11 protein-coding genes and 1 pseudogene are annotated in these 13,032 nt (G+C 67.1%); 6 read left to right on the forward strand and 6 right to left on the reverse strand.

Going from position 1 to position 13,032, the window contains the following annotated elements; translation table 11 throughout:
• Nucleotides 1-65 precede the first annotated feature (65 nt).
• Nucleotides 66-983, forward strand: coding sequence for a hypothetical protein (locus ACQY8M_RS21700; protein ID WP_428659521.1), 918 nt, complete (start codon nucleotides 66-68; stop codon nucleotides 981-983).
• Here the strand turns inward: ACQY8M_RS21700 and ACQY8M_RS21705 are convergent.
• From ACQY8M_RS21705 to ACQY8M_RS21720, 4 genes and pseudogenes are all read right to left on the reverse strand, one after another.
• Nucleotides 955-1,431 (reverse strand): annotated as a pseudogene (locus ACQY8M_RS21705) (tripartite tricarboxylate transporter substrate-binding protein). The gene ACQY8M_RS21700 and the pseudogene ACQY8M_RS21705 sit on opposite strands and share 29 nt — an antisense overlap.
• A 224-nt stretch (nucleotides 1,432-1,655) precedes the next feature.
• Nucleotides 1,656-3,083, reverse strand: a complete 1,428-nt coding sequence (locus ACQY8M_RS21710) for a DHA2 family efflux MFS transporter permease subunit (RefSeq protein WP_428659524.1) — start codon at nucleotides 3,081-3,083, stop codon at nucleotides 1,656-1,658.
• 78 nt (nucleotides 3,084-3,161) lie between these two features.
• The gene (dctP, locus tag ACQY8M_RS21715; RefSeq protein ID WP_428659527.1) at nucleotides 3,162-4,019 is read right to left on the reverse strand and encodes a TRAP transporter substrate-binding protein DctP; all 858 of its coding nucleotides are present in this window, start codon (nucleotides 4,017-4,019) and stop codon (nucleotides 3,162-3,164) included.
• 326 nt (nucleotides 4,020-4,345) lie between these two features.
• Entirely contained in the window at nucleotides 4,346-5,902 is a 1,557-nt protein-coding gene (locus ACQY8M_RS21720) for a gamma-glutamyltransferase family protein (RefSeq protein WP_428659530.1), read from the reverse strand.
• Nucleotides 5,903-6,004: 102 nt separating this feature from the next.
• Between ACQY8M_RS21720 and ACQY8M_RS21725 the strand changes: the two genes are divergently transcribed.
• From ACQY8M_RS21725 to ACQY8M_RS21745, 5 genes are read left to right on the forward strand one after another with little or no spacing between them, the layout of a single operon-like run.
• A complete protein-coding gene (locus ACQY8M_RS21725; RefSeq protein WP_428659533.1) occupies nucleotides 6,005-6,550 on the forward strand; it encodes an RNA polymerase sigma factor in 546 nt (181 codons plus the stop codon).
• Nucleotides 6,551-6,600: 50 nt separating this feature from the next.
• A complete protein-coding gene (locus ACQY8M_RS21730; protein ID WP_428659536.1) occupies nucleotides 6,601-7,131 on the forward strand; it encodes a hypothetical protein in 531 nt (176 codons plus the stop codon).
• A gap of 1 nt (nucleotide 7,132) precedes the next feature.
• Complete coding sequence (locus ACQY8M_RS21735) at nucleotides 7,133-7,663, forward strand: Spy/CpxP family protein refolding chaperone (RefSeq protein ID WP_428659539.1); 531 nt, start codon at nucleotides 7,133-7,135, stop codon at nucleotides 7,661-7,663.
• A 12-nt stretch (nucleotides 7,664-7,675) separates the two neighbouring features.
• Nucleotides 7,676-9,226 (forward strand): DUF1800 domain-containing protein, encoded by a 1,551-nt coding sequence (locus tag ACQY8M_RS21740; protein WP_428659542.1) that lies wholly within the window; start codon nucleotides 7,676-7,678, stop codon nucleotides 9,224-9,226.
• Nucleotides 9,227-9,235: 9 nt separating this feature from the next.
• On the forward strand, nucleotides 9,236-10,315 hold the full coding sequence (locus tag ACQY8M_RS21745) for a DUF1501 domain-containing protein (RefSeq protein WP_428659544.1): 1,080 nt from the start codon (nucleotides 9,236-9,238) through the stop codon (nucleotides 10,313-10,315).
• 113 nt (nucleotides 10,316-10,428) lie between these two features.
• On the opposite strand, the gene ACQY8M_RS21750 is transcribed toward ACQY8M_RS21745, so the two are convergent.
• Together ACQY8M_RS21750 and ACQY8M_RS21755 are read right to left on the reverse strand one after the other, a co-directional pair.
• Entirely contained in the window at nucleotides 10,429-11,802 is a 1,374-nt protein-coding gene (locus tag ACQY8M_RS21750; RefSeq protein ID WP_428659547.1) for an MFS transporter, read from the reverse strand.
• Nucleotides 11,803-11,860: 58 nt separating this feature from the next.
• Nucleotides 11,861-13,027 carry a class I SAM-dependent methyltransferase gene (locus ACQY8M_RS21755; RefSeq protein WP_428659550.1) on the reverse strand — a complete coding sequence of 389 codons (1,167 nt, stop codon included), beginning with the start codon at nucleotides 13,025-13,027 and terminating at the stop codon, nucleotides 11,861-11,863.
• Nucleotides 13,028-13,032 lie beyond the last annotated feature (5 nt).

Consider the following 13,032-nt stretch of genomic DNA (forward strand, 5'->3'; position numbering starts at 1 on the left):
TCGCCGCGTCGCTCGACGGCATCGCGCGCCGCGCCGGCGAGCAGCAGGCGGTCTACGGCCGGAACGTGGCCCTTGCGGCGATCGAGACCTCGCGGGCGGACGCGGCAGCGGATCCCGCCAACCTGACCAACGCGATGGCGCGCGCCGAAGGGGCGACGCGGTTTCTGTACCGGGGCCAGGCCCCGGAGGTCGTGGAGAACGAGGCACGCAACGCCGGAGGGTCGGTCGTGTCGGCCGCGATCGGAAGCCTCCTCGCGCGCAACGATCCGTTGGGGGTGAGGCTGTTCCGGCAGTTTGGCGACCGGCTCGATCCGCATGATCGCCGCGCGCTGGGCGCCGCCGCCCAGACGCTGTCGAATGCCAACGCGGCGATGGGCTGGCTGCGCGACCGCAGCGCCACACTTGCCGCGGAGACGGCGCCGGCACCGACCAGCGACCCGACCCTCGATGCCATGAACGCCGCGAGCCCTGCGACGGCCGAACCGCCGCCAGTCGTCTCGTCGGCCGGCATGCTGCTCGATCAGGACGGCCTCGCCGGCGACCGCGAGCGGCTGGACGAGATCGAGGCGCGCCACCACGCCCTGACCGCGCTGAACGAGCAGGAGTTCACTGCCCATCCGGCGCGCCTGCGGGCCAACCAGGCCGCGATCGACGCTGACACCGCGCGCCGCCGCGCAGCGGTGAAGGCGGAGTCCGACAGCCTCTACGCCGATCTGCGGCGCCACCTGACGACGGGCGGGCCGGGCGGCGGGCCGGCCGTCACGTCGCCGCCGGCGACGATCATGAGCCGGCTCACCGACGCGCAGCAGGACGCGGTGATCGCTCAGGTCAACGACGCCATCGAAGGCCGTAGGCCGAGGACCGATCCGCAGACCTGGTACGCGATCCGCCAGGGCCTGACCGGCGGCGACGCCGGCGAGCGGCAGCGTTGGGCGTCGATGAACCTCGTCCCGTTCATGGGCCGGCTGTCGGAAGAGGATTGATCTGGGGCAGCGACGAGGCCACCACGCCGAAATAGAGGTCCGCCTGGCCGGCCACGACGTCGCGCAACGCCTGCACGCCGCGATAGGGCACGTGGAACAGCGAGACCCCGGCCGCCAGCTGGAACATCTCACCGGCGAGATGGGTGCCGATGCCGATGCCGGCCGAAGCCATGTTGATCCTGGTGGTCGCGGGCACCGAGGGATGCACCTACATGACCAGCGGCTGGCGATAGACGCCGGCAACCGGGGCGATGTCACGGATGAAGTCGTAGGGCAGCTTGTCCTTGAGCACCGCATCGACGGTGTTGTTGTTGACGATCTGGAGCAGCGAGTAGCCGTCGGGGGCTGCCTTGGCGACAACGTCGGTCGCGCTCCGGCCGCTCGCGCCGGGCTTGTTCTCGATGACGAACGGCTGGCCCCGTCGCTCGGCCAGCCACTTGCCGGTCAGCCGGCGTTGCTATCGGGCGCGCCCCGGCTCCGTATCCCTCGACCGGGCGCACCGCCCGCGTGGGATAGGCTTGCGCTCCAGCGCGCCTCGACAGGCCGGCCAGACCGGCAGCGCCGGACGACAGCAACACGGATCGACGGAGGATGGAGGCCATGGCGCGTCCCGTCGTTGGGGAAGACGACTGTCCGCAAACCACCACGCAACGCCACCCGACGCAGGCCAGTCTAGCCCTTCTGGCGGCTGATCGCACCGCCGTCGTCCTTCTTCAGCGGCATGAAGACCAGCGACGAGGCCATGGTCATCAGGCCGAGCACGATGAAGGCCAGGTGAACGCCGTGGATCAGCGCGGCCGGCTCGGAGCGCAGATCGTCGGGCACGAAGAAGGCGGCGATCAGCGATGCGCCGGCGACACCGAAGCTGATCGACATCTGCTGGCCGGTGCTGGCGATCGTGCTGGCGGCGCTGGTCTCCTCGTCCGTCACGTCGGCGTACACCAGCGTGTTCATGGCGGTGTATTGCGTCGAGGTGAAGAAGCCCAGAACGAAGGACTGCAGCGCGATGCGCCACCATGGCGTGCCGACGTCGATGGTGGCGAAGCCCATGATCAGCACGCCGAGGATCATCGTGTTGGCGACCAGCACGGTGCGATAGCCGAAGCGCGCCAGGATCTTCGGCACGATCAGCTTCAGCCCCATGGCCGCCAGCGCCTGCGGCATCATCAGCAGGCCGGACTGCACCGGCGTGAAGCCCATGCCGATCTGGTACAGCAGCGGAAACAGGAACGGGATGCCGCCCAGCCCGAGCCGGCTGAAGAAGCTGCCGCCGACGGCGGCGCGAAAGGTGCGCAGGCGAAACAGGCTGAGCCGCAGCAGCGGGTATTTCGTGTGCATGGCATTGGCGCCGTAGCCGGCCAGCAGGAGCACGGAGAGTCCGAGCAGGCCCAGGATCTCGAGATCGCCCAGCCGGTGATCGCCGAAGACCTCGAGCACGTACGACAGGAGCGCGACGCCCGAGCCGAACAGCACCAGCCCCACGATGTCGAGCGGGTTCGTCTTGTCCTGGCGATAGTCGGGCAGGAAACGCCAGACCAGAAGGAGCCCGATCAGGCCGACCGGCAGGTTGACCAGGAAGACGATGCTCCAGTGAAGGTAATGCACGATCAGCCCGCCGAGCAGCGGCCCCAGCATCGGCCCGACCAGGCTCGGGACGGCCACGAAGCTCATGGCGACGATCAGCTCGGACTTGGGAAAGGTGCGCACCATGGTCATGCGCCCGACCGGCACCATCATGGCGCCACCCATGCCCTGAAGCACGCGGCAGGCGACCAGCATGTTGATGTCGACCGCCAGGCCGCACAGCAGGGAGCCGAGCGAGAACAGCCCGATCGCCGAGGCGAAGACGCGGCGCGTGCCGAAGCGGTCCGCCATCCAGCCGCTGATCGGGATGAAGACCGCGAGGCTGAGGGTGTAGCTCGCCAGCACCGACTTCATGTCGAGCGGCGTCACGTTCATCGCCTGGGCGATCGCCGGCACGGCCGTGTTGAGGATGGTGGTGTCGAGCGACTGCATGAAGAAGGCCACGGCAACCAGCCAGGGCAGCAGGCGTTTGGTGGTCTCGATCGGCGGGTCGGGCATGGCCGGGACGATGGTCACACCGCATGCCCGCGATGAACGGCGGTCAGAAGAAAGCGGCAGCGCATGGCGGCACTCTGCGTCCATCGCTGGTCGCCATCAAGGTACGGTGGCAAGATCGCTGTAGGCTTGCACCCGCTTGATCATCGCCTGCAGCGCAGGATCCGGCAGCAGCTTCGGATAGAGTGGTGTCAGGACATCGGCGAACGACTTGCGGTCGACGGCATCGATCACCTCGGTAGCGCCGCTTCCCGGCCCGGGGCGCGCCGAAGCCTCGTAGCTGTCGAGTCTGTTGCGCATGAAGGAAACCGACTCTCTCGCCGCGGCGCGGATCGCTTGCCGGTCGGCCGCCGAGAGCTCGCTCCAGACGGCCTTGGAGAAAACCAGCACGCCCGGCATCCTCGAATGCTCGGTCAGGCTATAATACTTGGCGACATGGTTGTGGCCGGCGCCGACATAGGCGGACCAGCTGCTCTCGGCGGCATCGATCACGCCGGCCTTGAGCGCAGCCGTCATCCGCTCGAACGGCACGGCGACGGGTTTGGCGCCCATCGCCTTGATCATCCCGGTGAAGATGTCGGACGGCTGCACGCGGACGGACAGACCCTTCAAGTCGTCGACGCTCCTGATCGGCGCCTTGGTGCTATAGAAAGAGCGCACGCCCATATCGTAGAAGCAGAGCCCGATGACGCCGGCGGAGGCCATGCTGGCGAGGATCTCGTCGCCAATCGGGCCATCGAGCACGCGCCGCAAATGCTCCGTCGAGCGGAACAGGTAAGGCAGTGACGGCACGATCGTCACCGGCACGATCGAGTTGAACACCGCGAGATTTACGCGGGCCATGTCCAGCGTTCCAGTCCGCAGCTGGGCAAGTGTGAAATTCTCGGAATCCTTGTCGCTATGGTCGACGTGGATACTTTGGCGCCCGCCGGTACGCTGGGCCAACAGCTTGCTCATATGCGCCACCGCCTGGACGGTGGGGGAATCGAGCGGCTGAACACCCGATGAGCGGAACTGACGCGCATCGGCAGTCGCAATGACAAGCGACGCAAGGACCGCGCCCAGGGACGCCGCGCAATGGCTGAACAAACTGGCTCTCCGCGCTCCTGCAACTCTGAGGGGAACGCGGGCGTGTAGTGCTAGTTGCGGTTCAGACGCGAATTATGTTCGGTGTCGCACATTCGTGACCGGGCGTGATCTGCCGGGCCGCCTATTTTTGCATTGAGGGCTGCGACCGCTGTCGCGGTGATCAAGCGGTCTCGATGCCCCGGTATCTGCGGCTACTACTGCGCGGCCCCCCCGGCCCACGGCGACATCACTTCGTTCATGCCGGTGAGCTCGCCGGTTTGGGGATCGCGCACGATGCAGGACGGGTTGGCGAAACCCAGCGGCGAGATCTGGTTGTCGACTTCGGTGATCGGCAGCTTCGCGGCGATCGCCTTCTTGACCTCGTCCGGCAGAGTGCGATTGACGCGGATCGGCCCGACGCCCGAGACGTCGACCCTCGGCTGATGGAACGCCGCCTCCACGTCGAGGCCGCGATCGACCAGCATCATGGAAAGCTGCGTCACCGCCGGCACGATTCGCCGGCCGCCCGAGGCGCCGATGCAGAACCACGGCTTGCCGTCCTTGACCACGACCACGGGGCAGATGTTGCACAACGGCCGCTTGCCTGGCGCGATGGAATTCGGCCGGTTGGCCTCGGGATCGAACCACAGCATGCCGTTGTTCATGGTGATGCCGGTCTTCGGCAGCATCACGCAGGAGCCGAACAGCGACATCAGCGTCTGGGTGAGCGCCACCATGTTGCCTTCGGAGTCGGCGGCACAGAAATGCGTCGTGCTCGTGTTGTTGGGCTTGTCGCCCAGTGTCTTGAGACGCTCCTGATAGGCGGTGTGCATGCCCTCGGCGATGGCGACGAAGAAGTCGGCGCCCGGAGCACCCGCGCCCTTGGTGCGCTCACCCGCGAGCTCGAGCGTGCGGCGCAGCGTCGGGCCCGCGGTCAGGCCGCCCGCGACGTTGACGGTGACGCCGTGATGCTCGAACGACAGCGGCTCGACGATGCGCGCCTCATAGGAGGCGAGGTCCTCGTAGGAGATCGCCGAACCGCCGGCCTGCAGGTCGGCTGCGATGTCGCGTGCCAGGCTGCCTTCATAGTATTCGCGCGGTCCGCCCTCGGCCAGCCGGCGCATGGTCTCGCCGAGAGTGCCGAGCTTGAGGTAGCGCCTGGTGCCCTGCCAGTCGTTGGTCGGCACGCGACCATCGTCGCACAGGTAGGCGGCCTTCGACGCCGGGAACTTCGACAGATGCTCCGCCCCGTTGGCGATCATCACCTGCATGTACCAGTCGAGCTCCATGCCGCGCTCAGCGAGGGCGATGCCGGGAGCCAGTACGTCCTTCCACTTCATCGTGCCGAAGCGCTCGAGCGCCTTGCCGAGGCCGGACACCATGCCCGGCACGGCGATCGAATGGTAACCGAATTCGTTGTTCTGGTTGAGGATGTCGGGCCAGGCGAAGGGATTGGCGGGGCCGGGCCCGACGATCTTGTAGTTCGACACGTCGAGCTTCTTCGCCGAGATCGGACCGTAGTCGACCGTCCAGGCGCGCTGCTCCTTGGCACTCCAGATGGTCATGAAGCCGACGCCGCCAATGCCGCTCATCCACGGCTCGAGCGCGCCGATCGCCATGCCGGTGGCGACCGCGGCGTCGATCGCGTTGCCGCCCTTGCGCAGGATCTCTGCGCCGACCTCGGCCGCCCGGCAGTTCTGGGCCACGACCACACCTTTGCCACGCACTGCCTGCTTGGTGATCTTCAATTGCCGTGTCAGCGACTCGCTCATTCACCTATCCTTGAATTCCGCGCGCACTCTAGCGGGGCCTCATTTAGCCACAAACCCTATTAGACTGCTCTGCGGACGGGCAATGAAAGACGGAACGCAGGCGTGACGGAGCTTAGCCAGATCGACCTGCAGTCACTTGCGGCAGGTCACAAGCGAACTTGGGACGCCTTTGTTGTTGCAGCCTCACCGTTGATCAACGCAGTGGTCCGCCGCTCCCTGGCGAACTATCGCCTCAGCGAGGATGATGTGATGGATGCAGCGCAGGACGTCTTCGTGCGCCTGTGCACCAACGGGTTCCGTCTGCTCAAGACCTACGATCCGGCCCGCGCCGGCCTCTCGACCTGGCTGGCCGTGGTGTCGCGTTCGGCCGCGGTCGATTTCGCGCGCCGCCGTCGGCAGGCGACCTCGCCGATCGACGATGTCCCCGAATCTGCCCTGGCAGTGGAGGATCGCCATGTCGAGAAGTTGAAGATTCCGGAAGGGCTGCTGACCGAGCGTCAAGCCCTTATCTTGAAGTGCCTTTATGATGAAGAGCGCGATGTGGCTGAAGTCGCACAACTGCTGAAAATCGACGCCCAGACTGTGCGGAGCACGCATCACAAGGCATTGTTGAGATTGCGCGAGCATTTCAAGGAGGAAGCGCCCTGAGGCGGGGATGAATCCCAGCATTGTGGCGTAAGCTGGACAAGGAGACCAAAATGACCACCGAACGCATCCCTTTGAGCGACCGGGAGCTGTGGCAGAGCCTCGCCACGGAGCCATCCGTGGCGCCTGCGGCCGTGTCGGACATGGATTTCGCTGCCTGGCTGGAGGGCCGGCTGCCCGAAGCGGCGGCGGCCCGGATCGAGGCTTCCGTTGCGAGTGATCCGGCGATGCGACAGGCGGCCCTGGAACTGGCCGACATTCTCGGCATGCCGCTGCCTGCCGCGCCGCCCCGGATGGCGGCGCGGGCGCAGGCGCTGGTCGGCTTCGAGGCCAAGCGGCGGGCGCCGCGCAAATCCTGGCTTGCCGGTCTGTTCCCGGCCTTCGGGCAGGGCTTTGGGGTTCATCGCGGTGCCATGGCCGGAATGGCCGTCGTCGTGGCGGCCGTCGGCTTCGTGCTGGGCGGTGGATTGGGCGAGACCTACGTCGCGGGCAAGTATGCTTCAACCCAGGCGCCTACCGTCGCCAAGCCCTTTGGCCGGGACACGACCAACGACCTGAACGACCTGTTCTCGGACAACACCTGAGATGTCGTCCCGGCTGACGCAACTCCTGCTGGCCCTGTCGCTGCTGTTGAACTGCTTCGTTCTCGCAGGCTTTGTCTATCGCAGCTGGATCGCTCCGCCGCACTGGCAGGGCCGCATGGGCGGTCCGCCACCGGGTCAGCCCGGCACATGGATGAGCCCGCTCGATGCGCTGTCGCAGGACCTCAAGCTCGATGATGGTCAGAAGCAGGCGTTGAAGGGGCTGTTCGAGCAATACAACACGGCCCGCCGCGACCGCTGGCGTGAGATCCAGAAGGTGCGAGGGGCGATGGCGGCGGAACTCCAGAAGCCCGAATTCGACATGACGAGGATCGAGCCCCTGGTGGAGCAGATGACCCGTCTGCGCGCCGAGCAGCAGAACGAAAGCCTGCGCGCCATCTCTCAGCTTTCGCCGCATCTCCGGCCCGAGCAGCGTGACGAGTTGCACAAGATCCTGGGCGAGCGTTATGGCGGTGGCTGGGGCGGCCGCCCGGGCGGTCCCGGCGGGCCGCGCCCGCCACCTCCGACCCAGTAGAGGAGAACCGACATGGCCGCTCACCTCAGTCGACGTGGTTTCGTGGGCGGAGCGGCGGCCCTGTCCACTGCCGCGCTCTGGGCGCCCCGGCCGGGCCGTGCGGCCGTGGCCATGGGTTTCGACGAGGCCCGCCATCTGCTGTCGCGCGCGACTTTCGGGGCGACGCCGGCCGAGATCCGTGCCGTCGAGGCGCTGGACTACGCCGCAGCCGTCGACCGGTTGCTCGAAACGCGACGCGCCACCGCTCTGACGCCGGCGCCGGCATGGGTGAAGGAAGGTCTGGCCGAACTGCGCGCGGCACAGAAGGCGTCCGTGGCGAAGAAGGGCATCGACGGCAAACCGCTGGACATCGTGCGCCCGGTGCAGGAACAGGCGCGCGAGTTGCGCAACTGGTGGGTCGAGGAGATGCTCGTCACCGACCAGCCGCTGGTCGAGCGGATGACGCTATTCTGGCACAACCACTTCACCTCCTCGCTGGAGAAGGTGAAGTACAGGCCGGCGATGTATCGCCAGAACGAGCTGTTCCGCCGCGAGGCGCTCGGCAACTTCGGCCGGCTGCTCAAGGCCGTCGCCTGCGATCCGGCGATGCTGATCTACCTGGACGGCGCACGCTCGGTCGCACGCCAGCCGAACGAGAACTTCGCCCGCGAGCTGCTCGAGCTCTTCACCCTGGGCGAGGGCCACTATTCCGAAGCCGATATCAAGAACGCCGCGCGCGCCTTCACCGGCTGGTCGGTCGATCGCAAGACCGGTGCGTTCCGTGTGAACGAACAGGCGCACGATCCCGGCGAGAAGACCTTCCTCGGACAGACCGGCCGGTTCAAGGGCGACGACATCGTCGCCATCCTGCTGAAGCAGCCGCGCACCGCCGAGCTGGTGGTCGAGAAGCTGTGGCGCGAGTTCGTGTCGCTTCGGCCCGACCCGGTCGAGGTCAAGCGCCTCGCTGCCATCCTGCGCAGCGGCAATTACGAGATGAAGCCGATGCTGCGGGCAATGTTCCTGTCGCCCGCCTTCCGCGAACCCTCGAGCCGCGGCGCGCTGATCAAGTCGCCGGTCGAGCTGATCGTGGGCTCGGTCCATCTGCTCGGCCTGCCGGTGCCGGAGAAGACCCCGCTCGTGCGCATGATGCAGGGGCTGGGCCAGCTGCCCTTCAATCCGCCCAACGTGAAGGGCTGGCCGGGCGGCGAGGCCTGGATCACGACCTACACGCTGCTGCTGCGCCAGCAGTTCCTGCGCCGCATGGTGGAGGCCACGACCGTGTCCTCGATGGACGGCGACATGACGATGCCGATGCGTCCCAACCGCCGCGCCGAGCGCAAGGAGCAGGCGCCGGCCGACGAGGCGATGCAGCCGCCGATGGAGGTGGCGCGGCCGGTCGAGGGCCGCAGCCTGCGCCATGCCGGCATGGAGGCGCGGCTCGGCCCGACCCTGGCCGGGGTCGAGGCCGCGGAGCTGCAGCGCGTGCTGCTGCCGCGCAAGCCGATCGACGGCGCCGAGGCGAGCGGTCCGCCGGGGGCTATTGTCGCCCTCGCGATGCTCGATCCCGCATACCAGTTGAAGTGAGGGACCGCCATGACGCGCATCCTGCTTCTGGTCGAGCTCAAGGGCGGCAACGACGGGTTGAACACCCTCATTCCCTATGCCGATCCGCGCTATCACCAGCTGCGGCCGAGCCTCGGCGTGGCGCGCGAGCGCACGCTGCAGCTCGACGAGCATGTTGGCCTGCACGAGAAGCTCGCGCCGCTGATGGAGTCGTGGAAGGGTGGCGACCTCGCGATCGTGCAGGGCGTCGGCTATGCCAACCCCAACCGCTCGCACTTCCGTTCGATCGAAATCTGGGACACCGCTTCGGCGGCCAGCCAGACGCTGAGCGAGGGCTGGGTGGCCCGCGCCTTCGACGGCAACCGGCTGCCGCAGGGCCTGGGCGTCGACAGCATCGTGATCGACACCAATTCGCTGCCGATGATGGGCCCCGAGCTGCGCACCATCGTCATGCAGGATGCCGAGAGCTTCCTGCGTCAGGCGATGGCGATGAAGGGCACGGCGGGGATTTCGGACGGCGGCAATCCGGCGCTCCGGCATCTGCTGGCTGTGCGCCAGGAGGTGAATGCCGCGGCAGCCGGCCTGAGCGACAGGCTGCGCGCGGCCCAGGCGCCGGTGCACGACTATGCATTGGACACGCCGTTCGGCCGCCAGCTCGACCTCGCCACCCGGGTCATCACGGCCGGCGTGCCGGTGGTGGCGGTCAAGGTGGCGCTTGGCGGTTTCGATACCCATGCCAACCAGGCGCCGGTGCACGAGACGCTGCTGTCGGTGCTGGCGAACGGGCTGGCGACCTTCCGCCGGAACATGATCGCGGCGGGGCGTTGGGACGACGTGGTGCTGCTGACCTATTCGGAGTTCGGCCGGCGCGCGAGAGAGAACGCGTCGGGGGGCACCGATCACGGTACGTCGGCGCCGCAGTTCGTGATGGGCGGCAAGGTAAGGGGCGGCCTGCACGGCGCCCAGCCGTCGCTCGGCGAACTCCGGGACGGCGACCTGCACCACACCGTCGATTTCCGTGACGTCTACTCGACGATGGCGCGGGGCTGTTGGGGCAAGCCGGCAAGCTTCGGCCAACGTCATGTCCAGCCGCTGGGCTTCATCGCGTAGCGCAGACGCCACTCATGGCTGGGAGCGCGGCTCTCCAGAGCCGCTCATGGGATGTGGCAGTCTGAAGAAGAGCGGCTCTGGAGAGCCGCTCCCAGCCAAGACCAATGGGCGCGCTACAGCGCGCCCTTGCCGCGCATCTCGTCGCGGACCGAGCCGCGTTCAGCCTCGATACGGATGAACCAGATCAGCAGCGCGGCGACGATTTTGATCAGCACCGGGAGCACGATGTAGACGACGATCAACGCCGTCGTGCCGTAGTGGCCGGCTGCCGGGTTGAAGCCCAGCAATTCGGCGACCGGCAGCGAGCCGGCCGCGCCGATCGCGGTGGCGAGCTTGGTCGCGAGCGCCCACAGGCCGAAGTAGGTGCCGGTCTTGCCCCTGGTGTCGCCGCCTTCCGCCGAGTTGATGACGTCAGCCAGGATCGAGGGCGGCAGGCCATAGTCGGCACCGATGCCGATGCCGGTGACGACCGAGATCGCCAGGAACCAGTAGAAATCGCCGGCCCCGACGAAGACCGCCAGCGCCGTCGCTGCGGCCGTCATCACCATGGCGACGAACCATGCGGCGGCCTTGCTGAGCTTCTTCGACAGCATCAGCCACATCGGCACGCTGGCGGCGCCGGCGACGAAGTAGATCAGCAGGATGATGCCGGCCTGCACCTTGCTGCCCTTGAGCACGTGCTCCACGTAGAACAGCATGATGGTGACCGCCACGCCCAGCGCCGCGCCGTTGACCACGAAGACCAGCAGCAGGCGGCGGAACAGCCGGTTTTTGAGCGGCGCGAAGAAGGCAATGAAGGGGTTGGCCTCGGCATGGATCACCGGCGGATGGACCGAGGGTCCGCCCCAGATCATGGTCGGAAGGCTGAACAGCACGAGGATCGGCAGGAAGATCACGCCGAGCAGGGTGTAGCCATCCAGCTCGCCGAACTTGGCGGTGAGCGCCACCGGCAGCACGACGGCGAAGGTCATGCCGAGCAGGCCGAACACCTCGCGGCCGACCGTGACGCGGGTGCGCTCGTTGTAGTCGTCACTGAGCTCCGCGCCATGGCTGTGGTAGCTGATCGAGACGCCGGAGTAGCCGAGATGCACCAGGACCAGCGCCGCCATCAGCCAGCCCGCCATCAGCGTCTGGTCGGCGAGCCAGCCATCGGGCGGATCGAACAGCATGTAGAAGCCCGCGCCCAGCAGCGGCGTCATGAGCGCCACGAAGGCCAGCCGTCCGCGCGGCCCGTAGCGGGTGAAACGGTCGCTGATCAGGCCGATCACCGGGTCCTGGATGGCATCGAGGACGCGGGCGATGATGAAGATGGCGCCCATGATGCCGAACGACAGCTTCACGACCTCGCCGTAGAAATGGCTGACGTTGAGCACGACCGGCAAGGCTGCCATCGCGAGCGGCAGCTGCAGGGTGGCGTAGGCGACCAGGCGATTGAATGGGATCTTGACGGAAGCGGCAGTGCCGTTTCCGGACGTTCCTGGATGCACCCGATAGCCTTCCTGTTTGCCCGACGCCCTGTTTTTGGGCGCTTGGTCGTTGCCGACCTTATATAGGCTTGAAGTGTGCCTGCAAAACGTCCGTGCGCCGCGTCGAAAAGCCCGCGGCACAATAGGCGAGGTAGTAGCGCCACATCCGGCGGAATCGCTCATCGAAGCCCAGCCGGCCGACCTGCTCGGAGACTGCATCGAAACGGCCGAGCCACGTCTCCAGCGTATGCGCATAGTCCAGGCCGAAACTGTAGAGTTCGGCGATCTTCAGGCCGGCTTTGCGGCATTGCTCGCCGAGCCGCTGGGGCGACAGCAGCATGCCGCCCGGGAAGATGTAGGTCTGGATGAAGTCCGGACGGTTCCGGTAACCCTCGAAGAAGTCGTCGGCGATGACGATCGCCTGAACCAGCGCCGAGCCGCCGGGTGAGACGTGGCGCTTCAGCACCGCGAAATAGTCCGGCCAGTAGCGCTCGCCCACCGCCTCGATCATCTCGATCGAGACGATGTGGTCGTACTTGCCCTCGATGTCGCGATAGTCGCGGAACTGCAGGTCGACCCGGTCGGCGAGGCCGGCGTGCTCCAGGCGCGCGCGGGCGTATTCGAGCTGCTCCTGCGAGATCGTGATGCCGGTCACCCGCATGCCGCGCCGCGCCGCCACCTCGGCGAAACCGCCCCAACCGCAGCCGATCTCCAGGATCGTGTCGCCCTGCTTGGCGCCGAGCTGGGTCAGCACGCGCTCGTACTTGGCCGCCTGCGCTGCCTCGAGCGACTTGCTCTTGCCGTCGAACAGCGCCGAGGAGTAGCTCATCGTCGTGTCGAGCCAAAGGCCGTAGAAGCGGTTGCCGAGATCGTAGTGAGCGTGGATGTTGCGCTTCGATCCGGCGCGCGAGTTCTGGCGCCAGCGGTGCAGCAGCTTCAAGCCCAGATTGTGGATCACATTGCATTGGGCGATCGTGCCCAGCGCCTGCTGGTTCTCGGCGAGCAGCGAGATCAGCCGCGGCAGGTCGGGCGAATCGCAGTAGCCTTCCATGTAGGCTTCAGCGAGGCCGATGTCGCCGTCGAGCAGCACGCGCCGGAAGAAGCGCCAGTCCCTGACCTCGAGCACCGCTTCGCGCGCGTTGGACGGATTACCGAACCGGCGGACCTTCCCGTCAGGCAGAGTCACTGTCAGGCTGCCAATCGTCAGGCGATCGAGGGCCTTCAGGACGAAATGGGTCGAGAGCATCAAGC

Source organism: Reyranella sp., assembly GCF_965279465.1.
Lineage (GTDB): Bacteria > Pseudomonadota > Alphaproteobacteria > Reyranellales > Reyranellaceae > Reyranella.